11 protein-coding genes and 1 tRNA gene are annotated in these 16189 nt (G+C 65.4%); 4 read left to right on the top strand and 8 right to left on the bottom strand.

Annotation, left to right across the window (positions count from 1 at the left end; translation table 11 throughout):
* Positions 1 to 161: 161 nt before the first annotated feature.
* The 3 genes from EWM63_RS20870 (at position 162) to EWM63_RS20855 (ending at position 7230) form a co-directional block, all read left to right on the top strand.
* Complete coding sequence (locus EWM63_RS20870; RefSeq protein WP_165390880.1) at positions 162 to 2840, top strand: S8 family serine peptidase; 2679 nt, start codon at positions 162 to 164, stop codon at positions 2838 to 2840.
* Between the two features lie 229 nt (positions 2841 to 3069).
* Complete coding sequence (locus EWM63_RS20860; protein WP_165390879.1) at positions 3070 to 3960, top strand: hypothetical protein; 891 nt, start codon at positions 3070 to 3072, stop codon at positions 3958 to 3960.
* Between the two features lie 12 nt (positions 3961 to 3972).
* Entirely contained in the window at positions 3973 to 7230 is a 3258-nt protein-coding gene (locus EWM63_RS20855; RefSeq protein WP_130188253.1) for a vWA domain-containing protein, read from the top strand.
* Between the two features lie 136 nt (positions 7231 to 7366).
* On the opposite strand, the gene EWM63_RS20850 is transcribed toward EWM63_RS20855, so the two are convergent.
* From EWM63_RS20850 to EWM63_RS20840, 3 genes are all read right to left on the bottom strand, one after another.
* On the bottom strand, positions 7367 to 7705 hold the full coding sequence (locus tag EWM63_RS20850; RefSeq protein ID WP_130188252.1) for a hypothetical protein: 339 nt from the start codon (positions 7703 to 7705) through the stop codon (positions 7367 to 7369).
* Positions 7706 to 7713: 8 nt separating this feature from the next.
* A tRNA-Asn gene (locus tag EWM63_RS20845) sits at positions 7714 to 7789 on the bottom strand.
* 113 nt (positions 7790 to 7902) lie between these two features.
* The gene (locus EWM63_RS20840; RefSeq protein WP_130188251.1) at positions 7903 to 9105 is read right to left on the bottom strand and encodes an amino acid aminotransferase; all 1203 of its coding nucleotides are present in this window, start codon (positions 9103 to 9105) and stop codon (positions 7903 to 7905) included.
* Positions 9106 to 9306: 201 nt separating this feature from the next.
* Between EWM63_RS20840 and uvrB the strand changes: the two genes are divergently transcribed.
* Entirely contained in the window at positions 9307 to 11391 is a 2085-nt protein-coding gene (gene uvrB, locus EWM63_RS20835) for an excinuclease ABC subunit UvrB (RefSeq protein ID WP_130188250.1), read from the top strand.
* 88 nt (positions 11392 to 11479) lie between these two features.
* Here the strand turns inward: uvrB and EWM63_RS20830 are convergent, their stop codons facing one another.
* The 5 genes from EWM63_RS20830 to EWM63_RS20810 all read right to left on the bottom strand — a co-directional run bounded on the left by EWM63_RS20830 (position 11480) and on the right by EWM63_RS20810 (position 15956).
* Positions 11480 to 12211 carry a sterol desaturase family protein gene (locus EWM63_RS20830; RefSeq protein WP_130188249.1) on the bottom strand — a complete coding sequence of 244 codons (732 nt, stop codon included), beginning with the start codon at positions 12209 to 12211 and terminating at the stop codon, positions 11480 to 11482.
* A gap of 2 nt (positions 12212 to 12213) precedes the next feature.
* Positions 12214 to 12810 carry a MarC family protein gene (locus EWM63_RS20825; RefSeq protein WP_130188248.1) on the bottom strand — a complete coding sequence of 199 codons (597 nt, stop codon included), beginning with the start codon at positions 12808 to 12810 and terminating at the stop codon, positions 12214 to 12216.
* A 94-nt stretch (positions 12811 to 12904) separates the two neighbouring features.
* Positions 12905 to 13450, bottom strand: a complete 546-nt coding sequence (locus EWM63_RS20820; RefSeq protein ID WP_130188247.1) for a phosphoribosyltransferase — start codon at positions 13448 to 13450, stop codon at positions 12905 to 12907.
* A 27-nt stretch (positions 13451 to 13477) separates the two neighbouring features.
* Positions 13478 to 14791 (bottom strand): adenylosuccinate synthase, encoded by a 1314-nt coding sequence (locus tag EWM63_RS20815; RefSeq protein WP_130188246.1) that lies wholly within the window; start codon positions 14789 to 14791, stop codon positions 13478 to 13480.
* A 4-nt stretch (positions 14792 to 14795) separates the two neighbouring features.
* Positions 14796 to 15956, bottom strand: a complete 1161-nt coding sequence (locus EWM63_RS20810) for an ATP phosphoribosyltransferase regulatory subunit (RefSeq protein ID WP_130188245.1) — start codon at positions 15954 to 15956, stop codon at positions 14796 to 14798.
* Positions 15957 to 16189: the final 233 nt, after the last annotated feature.

Genomic DNA, 16189 nt, shown 5'->3' with positions numbered 1-16189 from the left:
TACGGCGCAAGTTGTGAGGTGCATCAAGGCAGCGACAATTACAGACAATTTGCAGGTAGCTTCCATCAATGAACCGCCTAGACTGAATGGGATCGCCTCGCGGCGACCAGTCTCCCCGGCCGAGGGAATCCGCAAAACGAGGATTAACCCGAGGAAGAGTCATGAACCGATTTCCCGAAGTGATGGCCCACAGCACCGGCGCACCGCTGGCGCGCGATCCGGGCCGCGTGCTGCTCGCGCTGAAATCCCCGCGCGAGCGCGCCGACGTGGAGCAATTCCTGCACGGCATGGAAATGTTCCTGGAAGACGAGCCCGAAAGTTCCCATATCCCAGGCGAGCGGGTCAACCATACGAAGTCGCGCTACTGGGCGCAGGCACGCAGGCCGATCGACGACGAGCGGCTGCAGAAGATCGAACAGGCGGGCACCGCGATCGGCCTCGACTGGGTCGGCCCCGTGTACCGCATGGCCGGGCAGGAAGGCCGCCGCGGCCTCATGACGCCGCTGCCCAACGTGGGCGTCATCAAGCTGCGCGACGGGCGCGATCCCGATCCCGCCCGCCCCGGCGTGCCGGCCGCGCTGACCCGCGCCGACGGCCCGCAGCCGGCACTGAAGGAAGTGCCGGAAAAATCGCGCTACCTGAACGGCTACCGCTACTTCCAGATCGCCAACGTGCGCGAGGTCAACGCCTACCAGCTGCGCGAACGCGTACGGCAATCGCCGGACGGCGCCCTGGTCGACTTCCAGTTCGAGACGATGCCGCTGCTCACGCCAACGTCGATCGCGCCGAACGATGCGCTGTTCCCGCAGCAGTGGGACATGACGCGCATCGAGGCCGGCGGCCCCGGCACCACCGGCTGGGACATCACCACTGGCGTCGCCACCGTGGTCGTCTGCGTGCTCGACGAGGGCTGCGACCTGAACCACCCGGACCTGCGCTTCTCGGCGCCCGGCATCAACCTCGGCACCATGCTGCCGGACGGCGCGCCCACCGGCAACCACGGCACCGCCTGCGCCGGCATCGTGGCGGCGACCTATGACAACGGTACCGGCGTCACCGGCGTGGCCGGCAATGCGCGCATCCTGCCGGTGGCGTTCGATGCGTGGACCGACGTCGAAGTGGCGGCCGGCATCAACTACGCCACCGCCAACGGCGCCGACGTGATCAGCATGAGCTTCGGCTGGAACGCCTGGAGCCCGGCCATCATCGATCCGGCGATCCAGAACGCGTTCAACAGCGATGTCGTGATGTGCGTGGCCACGCACAACTACAACGGCCCGATCACCTACCCGGCCACCAACCCGCTGGTCATCGCGGTCGGCGCATCGGACGAGATCGACAACCGCAAGACGCCGCTGTCGCCCGACGGCGAGAACTGGGGCTCGAACTTCGGCCCGGCGATCTCCGTGGTCTCGCCGGGCGTGCACATTCCCACCACCGACATCCAGGGCGCAAGCGGCTACAACACCACGCCGGGTACCGGCGGCGACTACGACCTGGTCTTCAACGGCACGTCATCGGCCACGCCGCACGTGGCCGGCCTGGCGGCACTGATCCGCAGCACCTACCCCGGGCTGTCGAACGTGCAGGTGCGCGCCCACATCGAGCGCACCGCGCAGAAGGTCGGCGCGGTGGCCTACGCCGACACGGTGGGCCGCCCGAACGGCAGCTGGAACCACGAAATGGGCTATGGCCGCATCAACGTCTACCGCGCGCTCGACGAGGCCGACGTGATGATCAAGGACGCCCCGTCCGACAATGGCCTGGAGCCCTACACGGGCGGCAATTTCTGGGACTTCTCGGATGTGGTCGTGCGCATCACCGACGACAATGTGTTCAATCCCAGCGACCCGCTGCAATCGAAGAACGTCGAGCGGGGCCAGGCCAACTACATCTATGTGCGGGTGACCAACAACGGTTCGCGGGAGGCCCGCAACGTCACCGTCAGCACGCGCATCACGCCCTTCGTGGGCCTGCAATTCGTGTATCCGCAGGACTGGACGCTGACGGACGCCACCCACGTGGCGCCGGCCGCGCTCGCGGCCACCTTCGGCACCGTGGCTGCCGGCGCCTCGGTGATCGCCCGGTTCCGCATCGAGGCCGCGCAGACGAAAACGCTGTACGGCTGGGAAGCCAACAACGGCTGGCACGGTTGCCTGATGGCCGTGGTCAACGCCGACAACGACTATGCCTTCGCGACCGCGCCGCTGACGGGCGATCCGATCACGGCACGACGCAACAACCTGGCGCAGCGCAACCTCTCGGTGATCGACGTGCTGGCCAGCGCGCCGGCCACGTTCCACTTCATCGCCGGCAACCGGTGGAACGCCGAACCGCGCATGACGCTGCAGGTCGACCGCAGCCGCCTGCCGGCCGGCATGCCGCTGACGCTGTCGCTGGATGAACCGGGTACCGTGTTCCCGGCCGTCGACTTTGCCGGGCAGGTGGAACAGGGCGAGCCACGGGACGAGGCCAGTTGCGACAGCGCCCTCGTCTTCCTCGAGGAGACCAGGGTCAAGACCCGGTTCGGCTGCTGCACCGGCATCCTCACGCTGGGCAAGGGCTCCAGGTTCGAGTGCAACAAGCAGCACAAGCTGCGCAACGTGACCGTGCAGGGTGGCGACGTGGTCATCCGCAACGGCCAGCGCTACGTGGACATCACGCAGCCGCTGGTGCGCGTGACGATGGAAAAGGCAGCCGGCATCGTGTACCCGCTGGCGCTGCGCACCACGATCCCGGCATCGGCCGGCGCCGGCCAGCAGTACATGATCGGCGTCGAACAGCAGAACAGCCAGGGCATGGCCGTGGGTGGCGCTGGCATGGTCTACGTCGTGCGGTAGCGGCATCGTGACCGGCATACCGGGGCATCGAGCCCCGGTATCGGCAGGCTGGCCGGCGGTGCCTCCAGCCTCTTCCCGCACCGCCAGTACGATGCCCCCCGCGGCACGTCACAACACACGTACTGCGAGCTGATCGGCAGTCGCGCAACGGTTTCAAAAAGGACTGGCGCAGCCCGAGTCCGCTGCCTATAGTTGAAGAACAGTGCTGGCGCACAGCGGGGAGTCCACCATGAATGTCACTGCCGATGTCACTGCGAATGTCACTGCCGATGTCACTGCCGATGTCACTGCGAATGTCACTGCCGATGTCACTGCCGATGTCACTGCGGACTCCACTGCGTCGGGCGACCATGCGCTCGGCCCGGTCACGATCTCGCCCGATACCAATGTACTCACGCTGGACCCCGGCGAGACATTCGATGAAACCATCACTGTCACCGTGCCGAAGAGTCCCGGCACGCACGGCATCGATCACCTCGACCTGGTACCGTCCGCCACCATCGCGCCGTTCGTCGTATCGATCACGCCGGCCGGCGGCTACGGCCCGCTGCAGGGCGACGTGGAACACGTGCTGAAGTTCGAGGTGCGCTTTCGCGGCACCGAATGCAGGGACAAGGAGCAGGTAGCCACCGGCACGCTGGACGTGGTGGCCGATGGCAGGATCGTCGCCGCGAAAAAAGTGCAGATCACGATCCCGGCCTGCCGTCCCCGCACGGTGCGCTACTCGGTCAAGTTCGTGTGCGGCACGCAGCCGGAGGCGTGCGGCTGCAGCCCCGTGCAGCCGGGCCGGTATGCCACGCAGGTCAGCATCCACAACTACAGCCAGTTGGAGATCACCGTTCGCAAGCGCTTCATTCCCGTGGTGCTCGCCGGTGCCCCGGTGGGCCGCGAGCCCCGCTTCGGCACGAGCCGTGCCGAGGACGGCATCGAACTGCCGCCGCACACGGCCACGATGGACGATTGCTGCCGCATCGGCGAACTGCTGTTCGGTGCCCCCGTCGATGCGCTGACGATCGGCATCCTGGAAATCACCGCCACGCGCGACGTGGCCGTTACCGCAATCTATACGACCGGCACCACCGGCATCGACGTGGTGCCGGTCCACGGCCGGCCGGTCTGACGGGAGGTCATCATGTCGCACATCACAGGCACCGTGCAGGTGCTCGGCGCGCCCCTTGCCATCGGTCCGGACACCGGCAGCCCGCCCACCGCGCCCGATACCTGGGCCATCGATTTCGTGCACGCGCCGGCCCCAGGCGGTACCAAGTTCGTCATGCTGCATTTCCAGAACGTGAACCTGCCCGGCGCCAACCGCATCGAGGTGGAGCTGGGCTACGACACCGACGTGTTCACGGCGGCCGATGGCGGCGCGTTCTGGACGCGGCCCGTCAACGTGCACGCGCTTGGCGGCGGCACGGTGCCGGTGCGCTACATCGTCAGTGGCGCCGCATCCGGCGGTGCGCAGATCGACCGCTACGGCCGCGGCGAGCGCCATGCGGGCGAACCGGGCCACCCGTCGTTCTCGAACAGCGATCCGTTCCTGCCCGATCCCGTGTACACCGAGCCCACGTATGACCCGTTCTGGTTTTGCTCGCCGCCGCCGAACTGGGAGAACGTGCGCTGCATGCCGTCCGGCGACCTGCGCCGGCAGGTCGCGCGCAGCGTCGGCATGATCGTCACGGTCCACCCTGGCCATGGGCCGGGCGGCGCGGAGTCGGTGTCCACGTGCACCGTCACGCTGGTCGATGCCGACAAGGTGATCTCCGCCGGCCACTGCCACACCCCGGCCGAGGCGCTGTCCAGCTCCGTCGTGTTCGACTATGAAACGGAATGCGACGGCAGCCGCCCGGCCGGCTACGCGCCCCGCTTCCACAAGGTCTCGGCGGCCTTGCAGCAGCGTTTCGATTCGGGCTTCGACTACAGCCTGCTGCAGTTGAAGACCAGCCCGGCCGGCATCGCCCCGATCACGCTGCGGCCCGATATTCCCGTCGTCGGCGAACAGGTCTTCGGCATCCACCACCCGAACGGCGCGGTCAAGAAGATGTCGCTGCCCCATCCGGGCTTCGCCACGGTCACGGCGAGCGGTGCCACGAGCATTCGCGTGCCGAACACGTTCCACGTCTCCGGCGGCAGTTCGGGCTCCGGGCTGTTCGACGCGGCGGGCCGCATCGTCGGCGTGCTGTCGAATGGAAGCCCCTGCACCGGATCGCAACTGTCGTACTTCCCCACGGCCACGTTCCTCACGCAGATCGCCCCATCACCGCCACCGCCGCTCACGCGCGACGTGATGCTGGTGATCGACCGCTCGGGCAGCATGGACGAGCCGGACGGCACGGGGCGGCGCAAGATCGATGCCGCGAAGGATGCGGTATCGCTGTTCGTGCAACTGGTGCGCGCCGATACCGGCAACCGCGCCGGCCTGGTCTCGTTCAGCACGAGTGCTGGCCCGCCCACTTTCGCGATCGCGCCGGTCACGAACCCGAACAAGAACACGCTGGTCGGGCCGCCACCGTTTGCCGGCGGCATCGTGGGCAGCCTGGCCTCCGGCGGCGCCACTGGCATCGGCAGCGGGCTCGATGCGGCGCGTGCGCAATTTGCCATGCCCGGCGCGAACCCGCGCGCGATCCTGCTGCTGACGGATGGCCTGCAAAACCAGACGCCGTCGATCGTCGACGTGGAGCCGTCGCTGGGCGGCATCGACGTGCATGCGATCGGCCTCGGCGCCGACTCGAACCTGGACAGCGCCCTGCTCTCCACACTGGCCACGAACCATGGCGGCCTGTTCACTCGCGCCAGCAGCGGGCTGGCGCTGCTGAAATTCTTCTCGCAGGCGTTCGGCAACATCTTCGAGGCGGGCGTGCTGCTCGATCCGGAAACCGACCTGCCGGCCGGTGCCGATGCGGCGCCGGTCACATTCAACGTGTGCGGCGAGGAGCGCCTGACGGCCGTGATTGGCTGGGACCGCACGGATGCGTGGCTGGACGTGCGCCTGCGCACGCCGGGCGGCACGATCGTCAGCGCCGCCACGGCCGGCGTCGACGGTTCGACGGGCCGCAACTGGGCCTACCTGCGCGTGCCGCTGCCGCAAGGCGGCGAGCGCGACGGCGCATGGCAGGTCGAAGTGCTGCGCCCGGGCGGCGGCGGCGAATTCCCGCCACCCGCGCCGGCGCTGCGCTTTTTCGTGTCGATCATCCCGGCCGGTGGCCCGCGGCTGCTGCGCGAACCCGAGCCACGACCGCGCCGCTATACGGGCGACGATATTTCGCCGCTGCTGCGCGTCCGCCATGCCGATCACAGCTGGCCGCAGCATGTGCATGCCGAACTGACGGTCACGCGGCCCGACAAGGGCCTCGGCAACCTCCTCAGCGATGCAGGCCTGGGCCCGGCACTGCCGGTGAACGGCGATACGATCCCGCCGCGCCAGGCCACGCTGAAGTCGCTCGAAGGCGCTGGCCCGCCAGTGATCCAGTATGTGCAGGATCACTTCACGCTGGAGGACGATACGGCCAGCACCCGCGGCGCATTCGAGCCGGGTGGCTCGGTGGGCATCCAGCTGCCCGATTACCTGCGCATGGAAGGCCATTACACGTTCCATGCCAGGGCGCGCTATGGCGAGTGCGATGGCATGCGCGAACTGGTGTGGACCGAACACGTGGATGTGGGCATCGATGGCGGCAACACGATCGTCACCACCGATCCGCTGGGCCCCGGCCCGGATGGCCGCGACTGCATGCGCATGACGTTTACGCCGCGCGACAAATACGGCAACCGCTTCGGCCCGGGCCGCGAGGCGGACATGGTGATCACGCCGGCACCCGGCTCGATCCTGAACAGCCCGGTCACCGACCTGGGCAATGGCAGCTATCGCGTGGACGTGTGCTGGGACGTGGCCAGCGGCGAGCCGCCCGGCATCGTCATCGGCCAGCCCGACCGGCCCGCCGTCACGGTGGGCGCCACGGACATCCGCCTGTTCGTATGGAGCGTGAATTTCATCTGCGGCACGCAGGGCGACGCCTGCTGCGCTTGCGCGCCGATGGCGCCGGGCCGTTACGCCACGGAAATCAACGTGCACAACCTGGCCGAGCGCCCTGCCCCGGTGCTCAAGCGTCTCATTCCGCTGGTACTGGCGGGCGCCGTGCGGGGCCGCGAGCCGCGCATCGCCACCATCACGGCGATGGAGGTGATCACCCTGCCGCCGCATACGGCAACGATGGACGATTGCTGCCGCCTGCAACAGCAACTGCTGGGTGGTGCCGTGGACGGCGATTTACCGCTGAGCTCGGGGATCCTGGAAATCATCAGCACGGTCGAGCTGGCGGTGACCGCCGTGTACACGACCGGCAGCGGGGCGATCGATGTGGAGGCGATCACGGCGCGGCGCTTGCTCTGAGGGCATGGATTCAGGCGCCCTGTATGCCGGCACCATGTAGGTCAGCACCATTTATGCCAGCACCATGTATGCCGGCACCATGAAAAAAGGCCGCGTTCGCGCGGCCTTTCCGGTTCCCGATCACGGCACGGCCAGGCTATTGCCCCAGGCAGATGATCTTCGTTTCATATTCATGCGCGGCGGCTTTCTTTTTCTTTGCCCAGTCGATAACTTCCTGCGCCTGGGTGACCGTCATGATCGTCGCCTTTTCCTTGTTCTTTATGAACGACACGCCCTCGAACACCCCTTCCTTGCTGCGCATCACCTTGGCAAAGACCGGCGGCTTCTTGTCGCCGTCGCTGATTTTGTTTTGCTGAACCAGGTAGCGCTGATCGTTGTTTTCCATAATTGCCGCCGCATAAAAAGTGAAAGGACCAAGGCCGAATCGCCAGGACGAAATGCAAAAAGCCCAACCGGTAAAGGCTGGGCTTTTCACATGAATTCTGGCTCCCCGACCTGGACTCGAACCAGGGACCTGCGGATTAACAGTCCGTCGCTCTACCGACTGAGCTATCAGGGATTAGAAGCAGCATCTTATACGTTCAGAGCAACATTTGCAAGCTTGCTTTTCGGTATCGTCTGCCACCGTTTCCGGCATTCTTCGCTGACGTACGTCAACGAAGAAGCAGGATTTTAGAGAACTTTGGCGATCGCGTCAACCACGATGTCGATGTTCTTCGAGTTCAGCGCAGCCACGCAGATGCGCCCAGTGTCCACGGCGTAGATCGATTCTTCGCGCAGCTTGGCAACCTGCTCTTTCGTCAGGCCCGAGTACGAGAACATGCCCACCTGTTCGCGCACGAACGCGAAGTCGTGGCCAGGTGCCTTTTCCTTCAGCTTCTGCACGAACTCGTCGCGGGTGGCCTTGATGCGCACGCGCATCGCGCCCAGCTCGTCTTCCCACAGCTGGCGCAGTTCCGGTGTCGACAGCACGGTGGCGACCACTTTGCCGCCGTGTACCGGCGGGTTCGAGTAGTTGGTGCGCACCACGCGCTTCAGCTGCGACAGCAGGCGCGACGCTTCTTCGGCAGTCGAGGCCACGACAGACAGTGCACCCACGCGCTCGCCGTACAGCGAGAACGACTTCGAGAACGAGTTCGACACCAGCAGCGGCACGCCGGTGGCGGCGAAGCGGCGCACCACGGCGCCGTCTTCGGCGATGCCGGCACCAAAGCCCTGGTAAGCCATGTCCAGGAACGGGATCAGGCCGCGCGTCACGACGGCGTCGATCACCTGGTCCCATTCCTGCTGGGACAGGTCGGCACCGGTCGGGTTGTGGCAGCAGGCGTGCAGCACGACGACAGCGCCTTGCGGCATGGCCTTCAGCGCGGCCAGCATGCCTTCGAAATTCACGCCATGGGTGGCGGCATCGTAGTAGGCGTAGTTGTTGACCTTGAAGCCGGCGCTTTCAAACAGGGCGCGGTGGTTTTCCCAGCTTGGATCGCTGATGAACACTTCGGAATTCGGCGAGAAACGCTTCAGGAAGTCGGCGCCCAGCTTCAGTGCGCCGGTGCCGCCCAGGGCCTGCACGGTGATCGCGCGGCGCTCTTGAACTACGGCACTGTCAGCCCCAAATACCAGTTCCTGCACCGCCTTGTCATACGCGGCCAGGCCTTCGATCGGCAGGTACGTGCGCGGGGCTGGCTGTTCAATCAGGATGTTTTCAGCTTTCTGCACGCACGACAGCAGCGGCACCTTGCCATTGTCGTCATAATAAACACCCACGCCCAGGTTGATTTTATTGGGGTTGGTGTCGGCGTTAAAAGCTTCGGTGATGCCCAGGATCGGGTCGCGCGGAGCCATCTCGATGGCACTGAAAACGGAAGGATTCGTCATGATAGGATTGGATTCGATTGGATGCGATTCGCAGCGGGGTGAGCATTACAAACTACAAAGGAAGCTGTCAAGGTACTGCGGCGGTACCGCGATGACGGTACCCGGCAATTCCGATGCGCAACATTGACCATCTGTGCCGGTCGCTGCGCAACAACTGCGCAGTGTGTGCGCAACTCCCTATTCTAGCAAAGGTCTGACTTCATGGCTGATTTATCACTGGCAGGCGCTCCCGAGCCCACCGTGCTGACGTTCCCGGACTCCCCGTTCAAGCTGCACCAGCCCTTCCCGCCCGCCGGCGACCAGCCGACGGCGATCGACAGCCTGTGCGAAGGCATCGAGGATGGCCTCTCGTTCCAGACGCTGCTGGGCGTGACGGGTTCCGGCAAGACTTACACGATGGCCAATGTGATTGCCCGCATGGGCCGCCCGGCAATCGTGTTCGCGCCCAACAAGACGCTGGCTGCCCAGCTGTACAGCGAATTCCGTGAGTTCTTCCCGCAGAATGCCGTCGAGTATTTCGTGTCGTACTACGATTACTACCAGCCGGAAGCCTATGTGCCGCAGCGCGACCTGTTTATCGAGAAGGATTCGTCGATCAACGAGCACATCGAGCAGATGCGGCTGTCGTGCACGAAGTCGCTGATGGAGCGGCGCGACGTCGTCATCGTGGCGACCGTGTCGGCCATCTACGGTATCGGTAACCCGAACGAATACCACCAGATGATCCTGACCTTGCGCGCCAAGGACAAGGTGAGCCAGCGCGACATCATCGCCCGGCTGATCCAGATGCAGTACACGCGCAACGAAGTCGATTTCGGCCGCGGCACGTTCCGCGTGCGGGGGGACACGATCGACATCTTCCCCGCCGAACACGCGGAACTGGCTGTGCGCCTGGAAATGTGGGACGACGAGCTGGAATCGATCCAGCTGTTCGACCCGCTCACGGGCCGCGTGCGCCAGAAGATCCCCCGTTTCACCGTCTACCCCGGTTCGCACTATGTGACGCCGCGCTCGACGGTGCTGCGCGCCATCGAGTCGATCAAGGCGGAGCTGCGCGACCGGCTGGAATTCTTCCGCAAGGAAGGCAAGCTGATCGAGGAGCAGCGCCTCGAGCAGCGCACCCGCTTCGACCTGGAAATGATGGCCGAGATCGGCTTTACGAAGGGCATCGAGAACTACTCGCGGCACCTGTCCGGCGCGCTGCCGGGCCAGCCGCCGCCAACGCTGATCGACTACCTGCCGCAGGATGCGCTGATGTTCATGGACGAGTCGCACGTGCTGGTCGGCCAGTTGTCGGCCATGTACAACGGCGACCGGTCGCGCAAGACGAACCTGGTCGACTATGGTTTCCGCCTGCCGTCGGCGCTCGACAACCGCCCGCTGAAGTTCGAGGAGTTCGAGGGCAAGATGCGGCAGACGGTCTTCGTGTCCGCCACGCCGGCCGATTACGAGCAGAAGCATGCCGACCAGGTGGTGGAACAGGTGGTGCGCCCGACCGGCCTGGTGGACCCGCAAGTGATCGTCAGGCCGGCGCGCACCCAGGTCGACGACCTGCTCTCGGAAATCAACGACCGTGTCGCGAAGAACGAGCGCGTGCTGGTGACGACGCTGACGAAGCGCATGTCCGAGCAGCTGACCGAATACCTGTCGGACCACGGCATCAAGGTGCGCTACCTGCACAGCGATATCGAAACGGTGGAACGCGTGGAAATCCTGCGCGACCTGCGCATCGGCACGTTCGACGTCGTCGTCGGCATCAACCTGCTGCGCGAGGGTCTCGACTTGCCGGAAGTGTCGCTGGTGGCGATCCTGGACGCCGACAAGGAAGGTTTCCTGCGTTCCGAGCGCTCGCTGATCCAGACGATCGGCCGCGCGGCCCGTAACCTGAACGGCGTGGCGCTGCTGTACGCGGACCAGATGACCGATTCGATGAAGCGCGCGATCGACGAGACGGAACGCCGCCGCGCCAAGCAGCTCGCCCACAACGAGAAGCACGGCATCATCGCCCGCGGCGTCAACAAGGTCATCAAGGACATGATCGACGGCGTGTACGATCCGAACCGCGAGTCGACGAACCTGAAGGCGGCGCAGGAGACCGCGAAGTACGAGTCGATGAACGAGAAGCAGGCGTCGAAGGAAATCAAGCGCCTCGAGAAGCTCATGGTCGAGCACGCGAAGAACCTGGAGTTCGAGAAGGCCGCGCAGGTGCGCGACCAGCTGCACCTGCTGAAGGAGCAGATGTTCGGTGCGCCGGGGGCGGACGTGATTTCGATCACGGGCAAGTAGAGGAACAAATAACCCTTCCCCACATGAAAACGCCGCGTTCGACGCGGCGTTTTTTCATGGCTGAGCCGTTTTCGTGGAATTGGCAGCGTCAGTGCGGGCGATGAACATCCCGGAACAGCAGCATGTCGGCGATGCGGTCCGGCTTGTCGCCGTCGAAGCCCAGCTCCGCCACGCGGTGCTCGGGGTTCGTCCACGTGCCGAACAGCAGGTCCCACACGGGCAAACCGTAGTTCTGGGCGTGGTGATGCAGCTGATGATGGACCGTATGCATTTCCGGCCGCTGCACCAGGTAGCCGAGCCAGCGCGGTGTCGCGATGTCGCCATGCAGGAACAGGTCGAACAGGCCGGTCAGCAGCAATGCGATTGCCGCCGCGGTCGGGCTGGCGCCCAGCAGCAGGTAGCTGGCGCAGCCACTGATGCAGATGGCCGCCGCCGAGTCGAGCGGATGGGCATAGAACGCCGTCAGCGCTTCCACCCGCCGCGCGCTGTGATGCAGCTGGTGGAAGATGCGCCACAGCAGGTCGAAGCGGTGCGTGGCGCGGTGCCACCAGTAGAACACGAAACTCGTGGCCAGGAAGCTGGCGAAGCCGGTCGCGAGGACCGGCCACCCGCTCGTGTCGAGCAACGCCGCCTCGTGGATGGCGGTGCTGAAGAACCAGCCGGCGGCCAGCGTGACGGCCACCGTGGCCGCGCCGGTACCGCTGGCCAGCAGCAGCCAGCGCCGGTCGCAATGATTGCGCGAAGCCGGCGCGATCACCTCGCGCGTAAACAGCGCAATGAAGGCAAGCGCCAGGACAGGGAGTGCCAGCAGCTCGCTCATGGCTACAGTGTCTTCACGAATTCGCGGATCCCGCCCAGCATCATCTCGACCGACATCGCCGCGAGGATGAGCCCCATGAGCCGCTCGAACGCCGTCATCACCTGCGTGCCCAGCACCTTCTGCAGGCGCTCGGCACCCAGGAACACGGCCAGCCAGACCACGACCACGGCCGCCAGCGCGGCGACGTGGATCATCACGTCGCCGCGGGTTTCGCTGGAAAACAGCAGCACCGTGGCCAGCGCGGACGGCCCGGCCAGCGCGGGAATCGCCAGCGGCACGATGAACGGCTCGCCGCCCTCGTTGCGACCGAGCACGCCATCCGGATGCGGGAAGACCATGCGGATCGCGATCATCAGCAGGATCACGCTGCCGGCGATGCGCAGCGATACCTCCGAAAGGCTCAGCGCATGCAGGAACGGGCGGCCGAAGAACATGAACACCAGCAGCACGGCAAACGCGATCAGGCATTCGCGCACGACAATCTTCGGCCGCCGCGCCGGTGCGACCGGTTGCAGTGCGGCGGCGAACAGGGGCACGTTGCCGAACGGGTCGGTCACCAGCAGCAGCAGGATGAAGGTCTGGAAGAAGTTTTCGGTCATCGGGCAAGCTCTTTATTGTTATTGAATGGGTACCAGAACGAAAAATGGCGGAAGGCCGTCAGGCCCTCCGCCATTGTCTCGCAAGCGCGAAAGCTTATGCGCTCTGCTCGCCCTTTTTCAGCCACGAAGCCAGCTGGTGGGGACGCAGCCCGTCGTAATCCTCGAACGGCTGGTGGATCCACGGGTTGTGCGGCAGTTCCTGCATCTGGTAATCCGGCTTGAAGGCGGAGCTGCCCTTCGTCCAGATCACGGCCGAGCGCACCTCTTCGACATCCGCGTAGTTGGCCTTCAGGTGGTCGATGACCTTCATCAGCGTCACGCCGGAATCGGCCAGGTCGTCGATCAGCAGGATCTTGCCGGCCAGCGTGCCGCGCGTCACCGTGATGTACTTGGCGATGTCGAGGTCGCCCTGCACCGTGCCCTTGTCGGCGCGGTAGGAGCTCGTCGACAGGATCGCCAGCGGCACGTCGAAGATGCGCGAGAATACGTCGCCGGGGCGCACGCCGCCGCGCGCCAGGCACAGCACCATGTCGAACTTGAAGCCCGATTCATAGACCTTCAGTGCCAGGCCTTCGACGAGGCGGTTGTATTCATCCCAGGTCACCCACAGGTGCTTGTTGTCGGATTGAGGGCTGCTCATTTGATTCCTTCCTGCTTGTGGCTTTTTTTATTCGAACGGGTGGCGCAGAACGATGGTTTCTTCGCGATCCGGTCCCGTGGAAACCATGTCGACGGGTACGCCGACGAGTTCCTCGATGCGCTTGATATAGGCGCGTGCATTGGCCGGCAGGGCTGCCAGCGATTTCGCACCGACGGTGCTTTCCGTCCAGCCGGGCATTTCTTCGTAGATCGGCTCGCAACGGGCCGCGTCTTCGGCGCCGACCGGGAAGATGTCGACCTTGCGGCCGTCGATCATGTAGCCGGTGCACAGCTTCAGCGACTCGATGCCGTCGAGCACGTCCAGCTTCGTCAGGCACATGCCCGACACGCCGTTGATCTGCACCGAGCGGCGCAGCAGCGCGGCATCGAACCAGCCGCAGCGGCGGGCACGGCCCGTCACGGTGCCGAATTCATGGCCGACTTGCGCCAGGTGGTGGCCCACGCCGGCATCGGTCGGCAGCTCCGACGGGAACGGGCCGGAACCCACGCGCGTCGTGTAGGCCTTGGTGATGCCCAGGATGTAGTGCAGCATGTTCGGGCCCACGCCGGCACCGGCGGCGGCGTTGCCGGCCACGCAGTTCGACGACGTCACGAACGGATAGGTGCCGTGGTCCACGTCCAGCAGCGAGCCCTGCGCGCCTTCGAACAGCAGGTTCGCACCGGCCTTGTGCGCGGCATACAGCGCGCTCGACACGTCGGCCACCATCGGGCGCAGGCGCGGCACATAGGCCAGCGCATCGTCGAGGGTCTTCTGGTACTCGACCTTCGGTGCCTTCAGGTAGTTTTCCAGCACGAAGTTGTGGTAGTCCAGGTTTTCGGCCAGCTTTTCGGCGAAACGCTTTTCGTTGAGCAGGTCGGCAACGCGGATGGCGCGGCGCGCCACCTTGTCTTCGTAGGCCGGGCCAATGCCCTTGCCGGTGGTGCCGATCTTGGCGGCGCCGCGGGCGGCTTCACGGGCGCCATCGAGCGCGGTGTGGTAAGGCAGGATCACCGGGCAGGCTTCGGAAACCTTCAAACGCGACGCCACTTCCACGCCCACGGCTTCCAGCTTGTCGATCTCGCGCAGCACGTCCGGCACGGAGACGACGACACCGTTGCCGATGTAGCAGGCCACGCCCGGGCGCATGATGCCCGAAGGGATCAGCTGCAGCGCGGTCTTCACGCCGCCGATCACCAGCGTGTGGCCGGCGTTGTGGCCGCCCTGGAAGCGCACCACGCCTTGCGCGTGTTCCGTCAGCCAGTCGACGATTTTGCCCTTGCCTTCATCGCCCCATTGGGTACCGATGACGACCACGTTTGTTGCAGTGATTTTTTTTGACATCACACTAACCTAAGTTTTTAAGAATCCAGTTACTACCACTCTCGTCGAGCACCAGCGCGCGGTCGCACTCGAACTCGTCCTGTTCATCGCTGTGACCCGGCAGGGACTGGATCACAACCTCGCCGGCCTTGCGCAGCTCGGCGATACGTTCTTTCAGCTCGGGGGAGTTGCCCCATGGCGCGCGGATCGCGTGCTTGCGGTCGGCCGTCGGCAGCAGCCGGGCCAGTTCGCGCAAGTCCATCGAATAGCCCGTCGCGGGACGGGCGCGGCCGAAGGCTTCACCCACGTGATCGTAGCGGCCGCCGCGGGCCACCGCGTTCGGCAGGCCCGGCACGTACAGCGCGAACGTGGCGCCGCTTTCGTACTGGTAGCCGCGCAGGTCGGCAAGGTCGATCGCGACTTCCGCGCGACCGATGGCGGATGCGGCCAGCGCGGCCAGTTCGGCCAGCGCCTTTGCAATCCCCGGCAGGTCCGGCAGCGCATGTTTCGCGGTGCCCAGCACATCGATATCGCCATACAGGTTCGGCAACGCCAGCAGCGCGTCGCGCGTGGCGGCGGCATAGTTCGCAGTCTGCTCGCGCAGCCCCGGCACATCCTTCGCGCGCAGCAACTGCACGATCGCATCGTGGTCGCGCTGGGCGGCGGCATCCTGCTCGAGGATCGCGCGCAGCACGCCCACGTGGGCCAGGTCCAGCCGCACGTCGGCAAAGCCCGCCATCTCGAGCGAGGCCAGCGCCAGCTCCTGGATCTCGGCATCCGCTTCCAGGCCGGCGTGGCCATAGATCTCGGCGCCGATCTGCAGCGGTTCGCGGGTGGCATGCAGCCCCGACGGACGGGTATGCAGCACCGGGCCGGCATAGCACAGGCGGGTGACGGAGGCGCGGTTGAGCAGGTGGGCGTCGATGCGGGCGACCTGGGTCGTCATGTCCGCGCGCAGGCCCAGCATGCGGCCGGTGATCTGGTCGACAAGCTTGAAGGTGCGCAGCTCGGTATCCTGGCCGGCGCCGGTCATCAGCGACTCGACGTACTCCAGCAGCGGCGGCATCACGAGTTCGTAGCCGTAGCGGCGGAAGTTATCCAGCATCAGGCGACGCAATTCCTCGATCTTGCGCGCCTCGGACGGCAAAACGTCCGCAATATGTTCGGGCAAAAGCCAATTCGGCATGGGAGAACCGGTTTGTTAAAAAACGTTCAATCGGCACGGCGCGCAAGCGGGCGGCGCAAACCGAACCGCATATTTTACGCGAAAACGTGGTTAAAGAGGTAAAAAGTCTGGCCGCCCGGGGATCCCGGTGCCTGCGTGCCCGCAAAACTATGAACCCCAAAGGCAAAAAACTGGGGTCAGACCCGGCGGGTCTGACCCCGGCTTCCGCATTTGGGGTTTTCTGAGCAGTGGCG

The organism is Pseudoduganella lutea (genome assembly GCF_004209755.1).
Classification (GTDB): Bacteria; Pseudomonadota; Gammaproteobacteria; order Burkholderiales; family Burkholderiaceae_D; genus Rugamonas; species Rugamonas lutea.
This window is presented reverse-complemented; position numbering and strand designations above follow the sequence as displayed.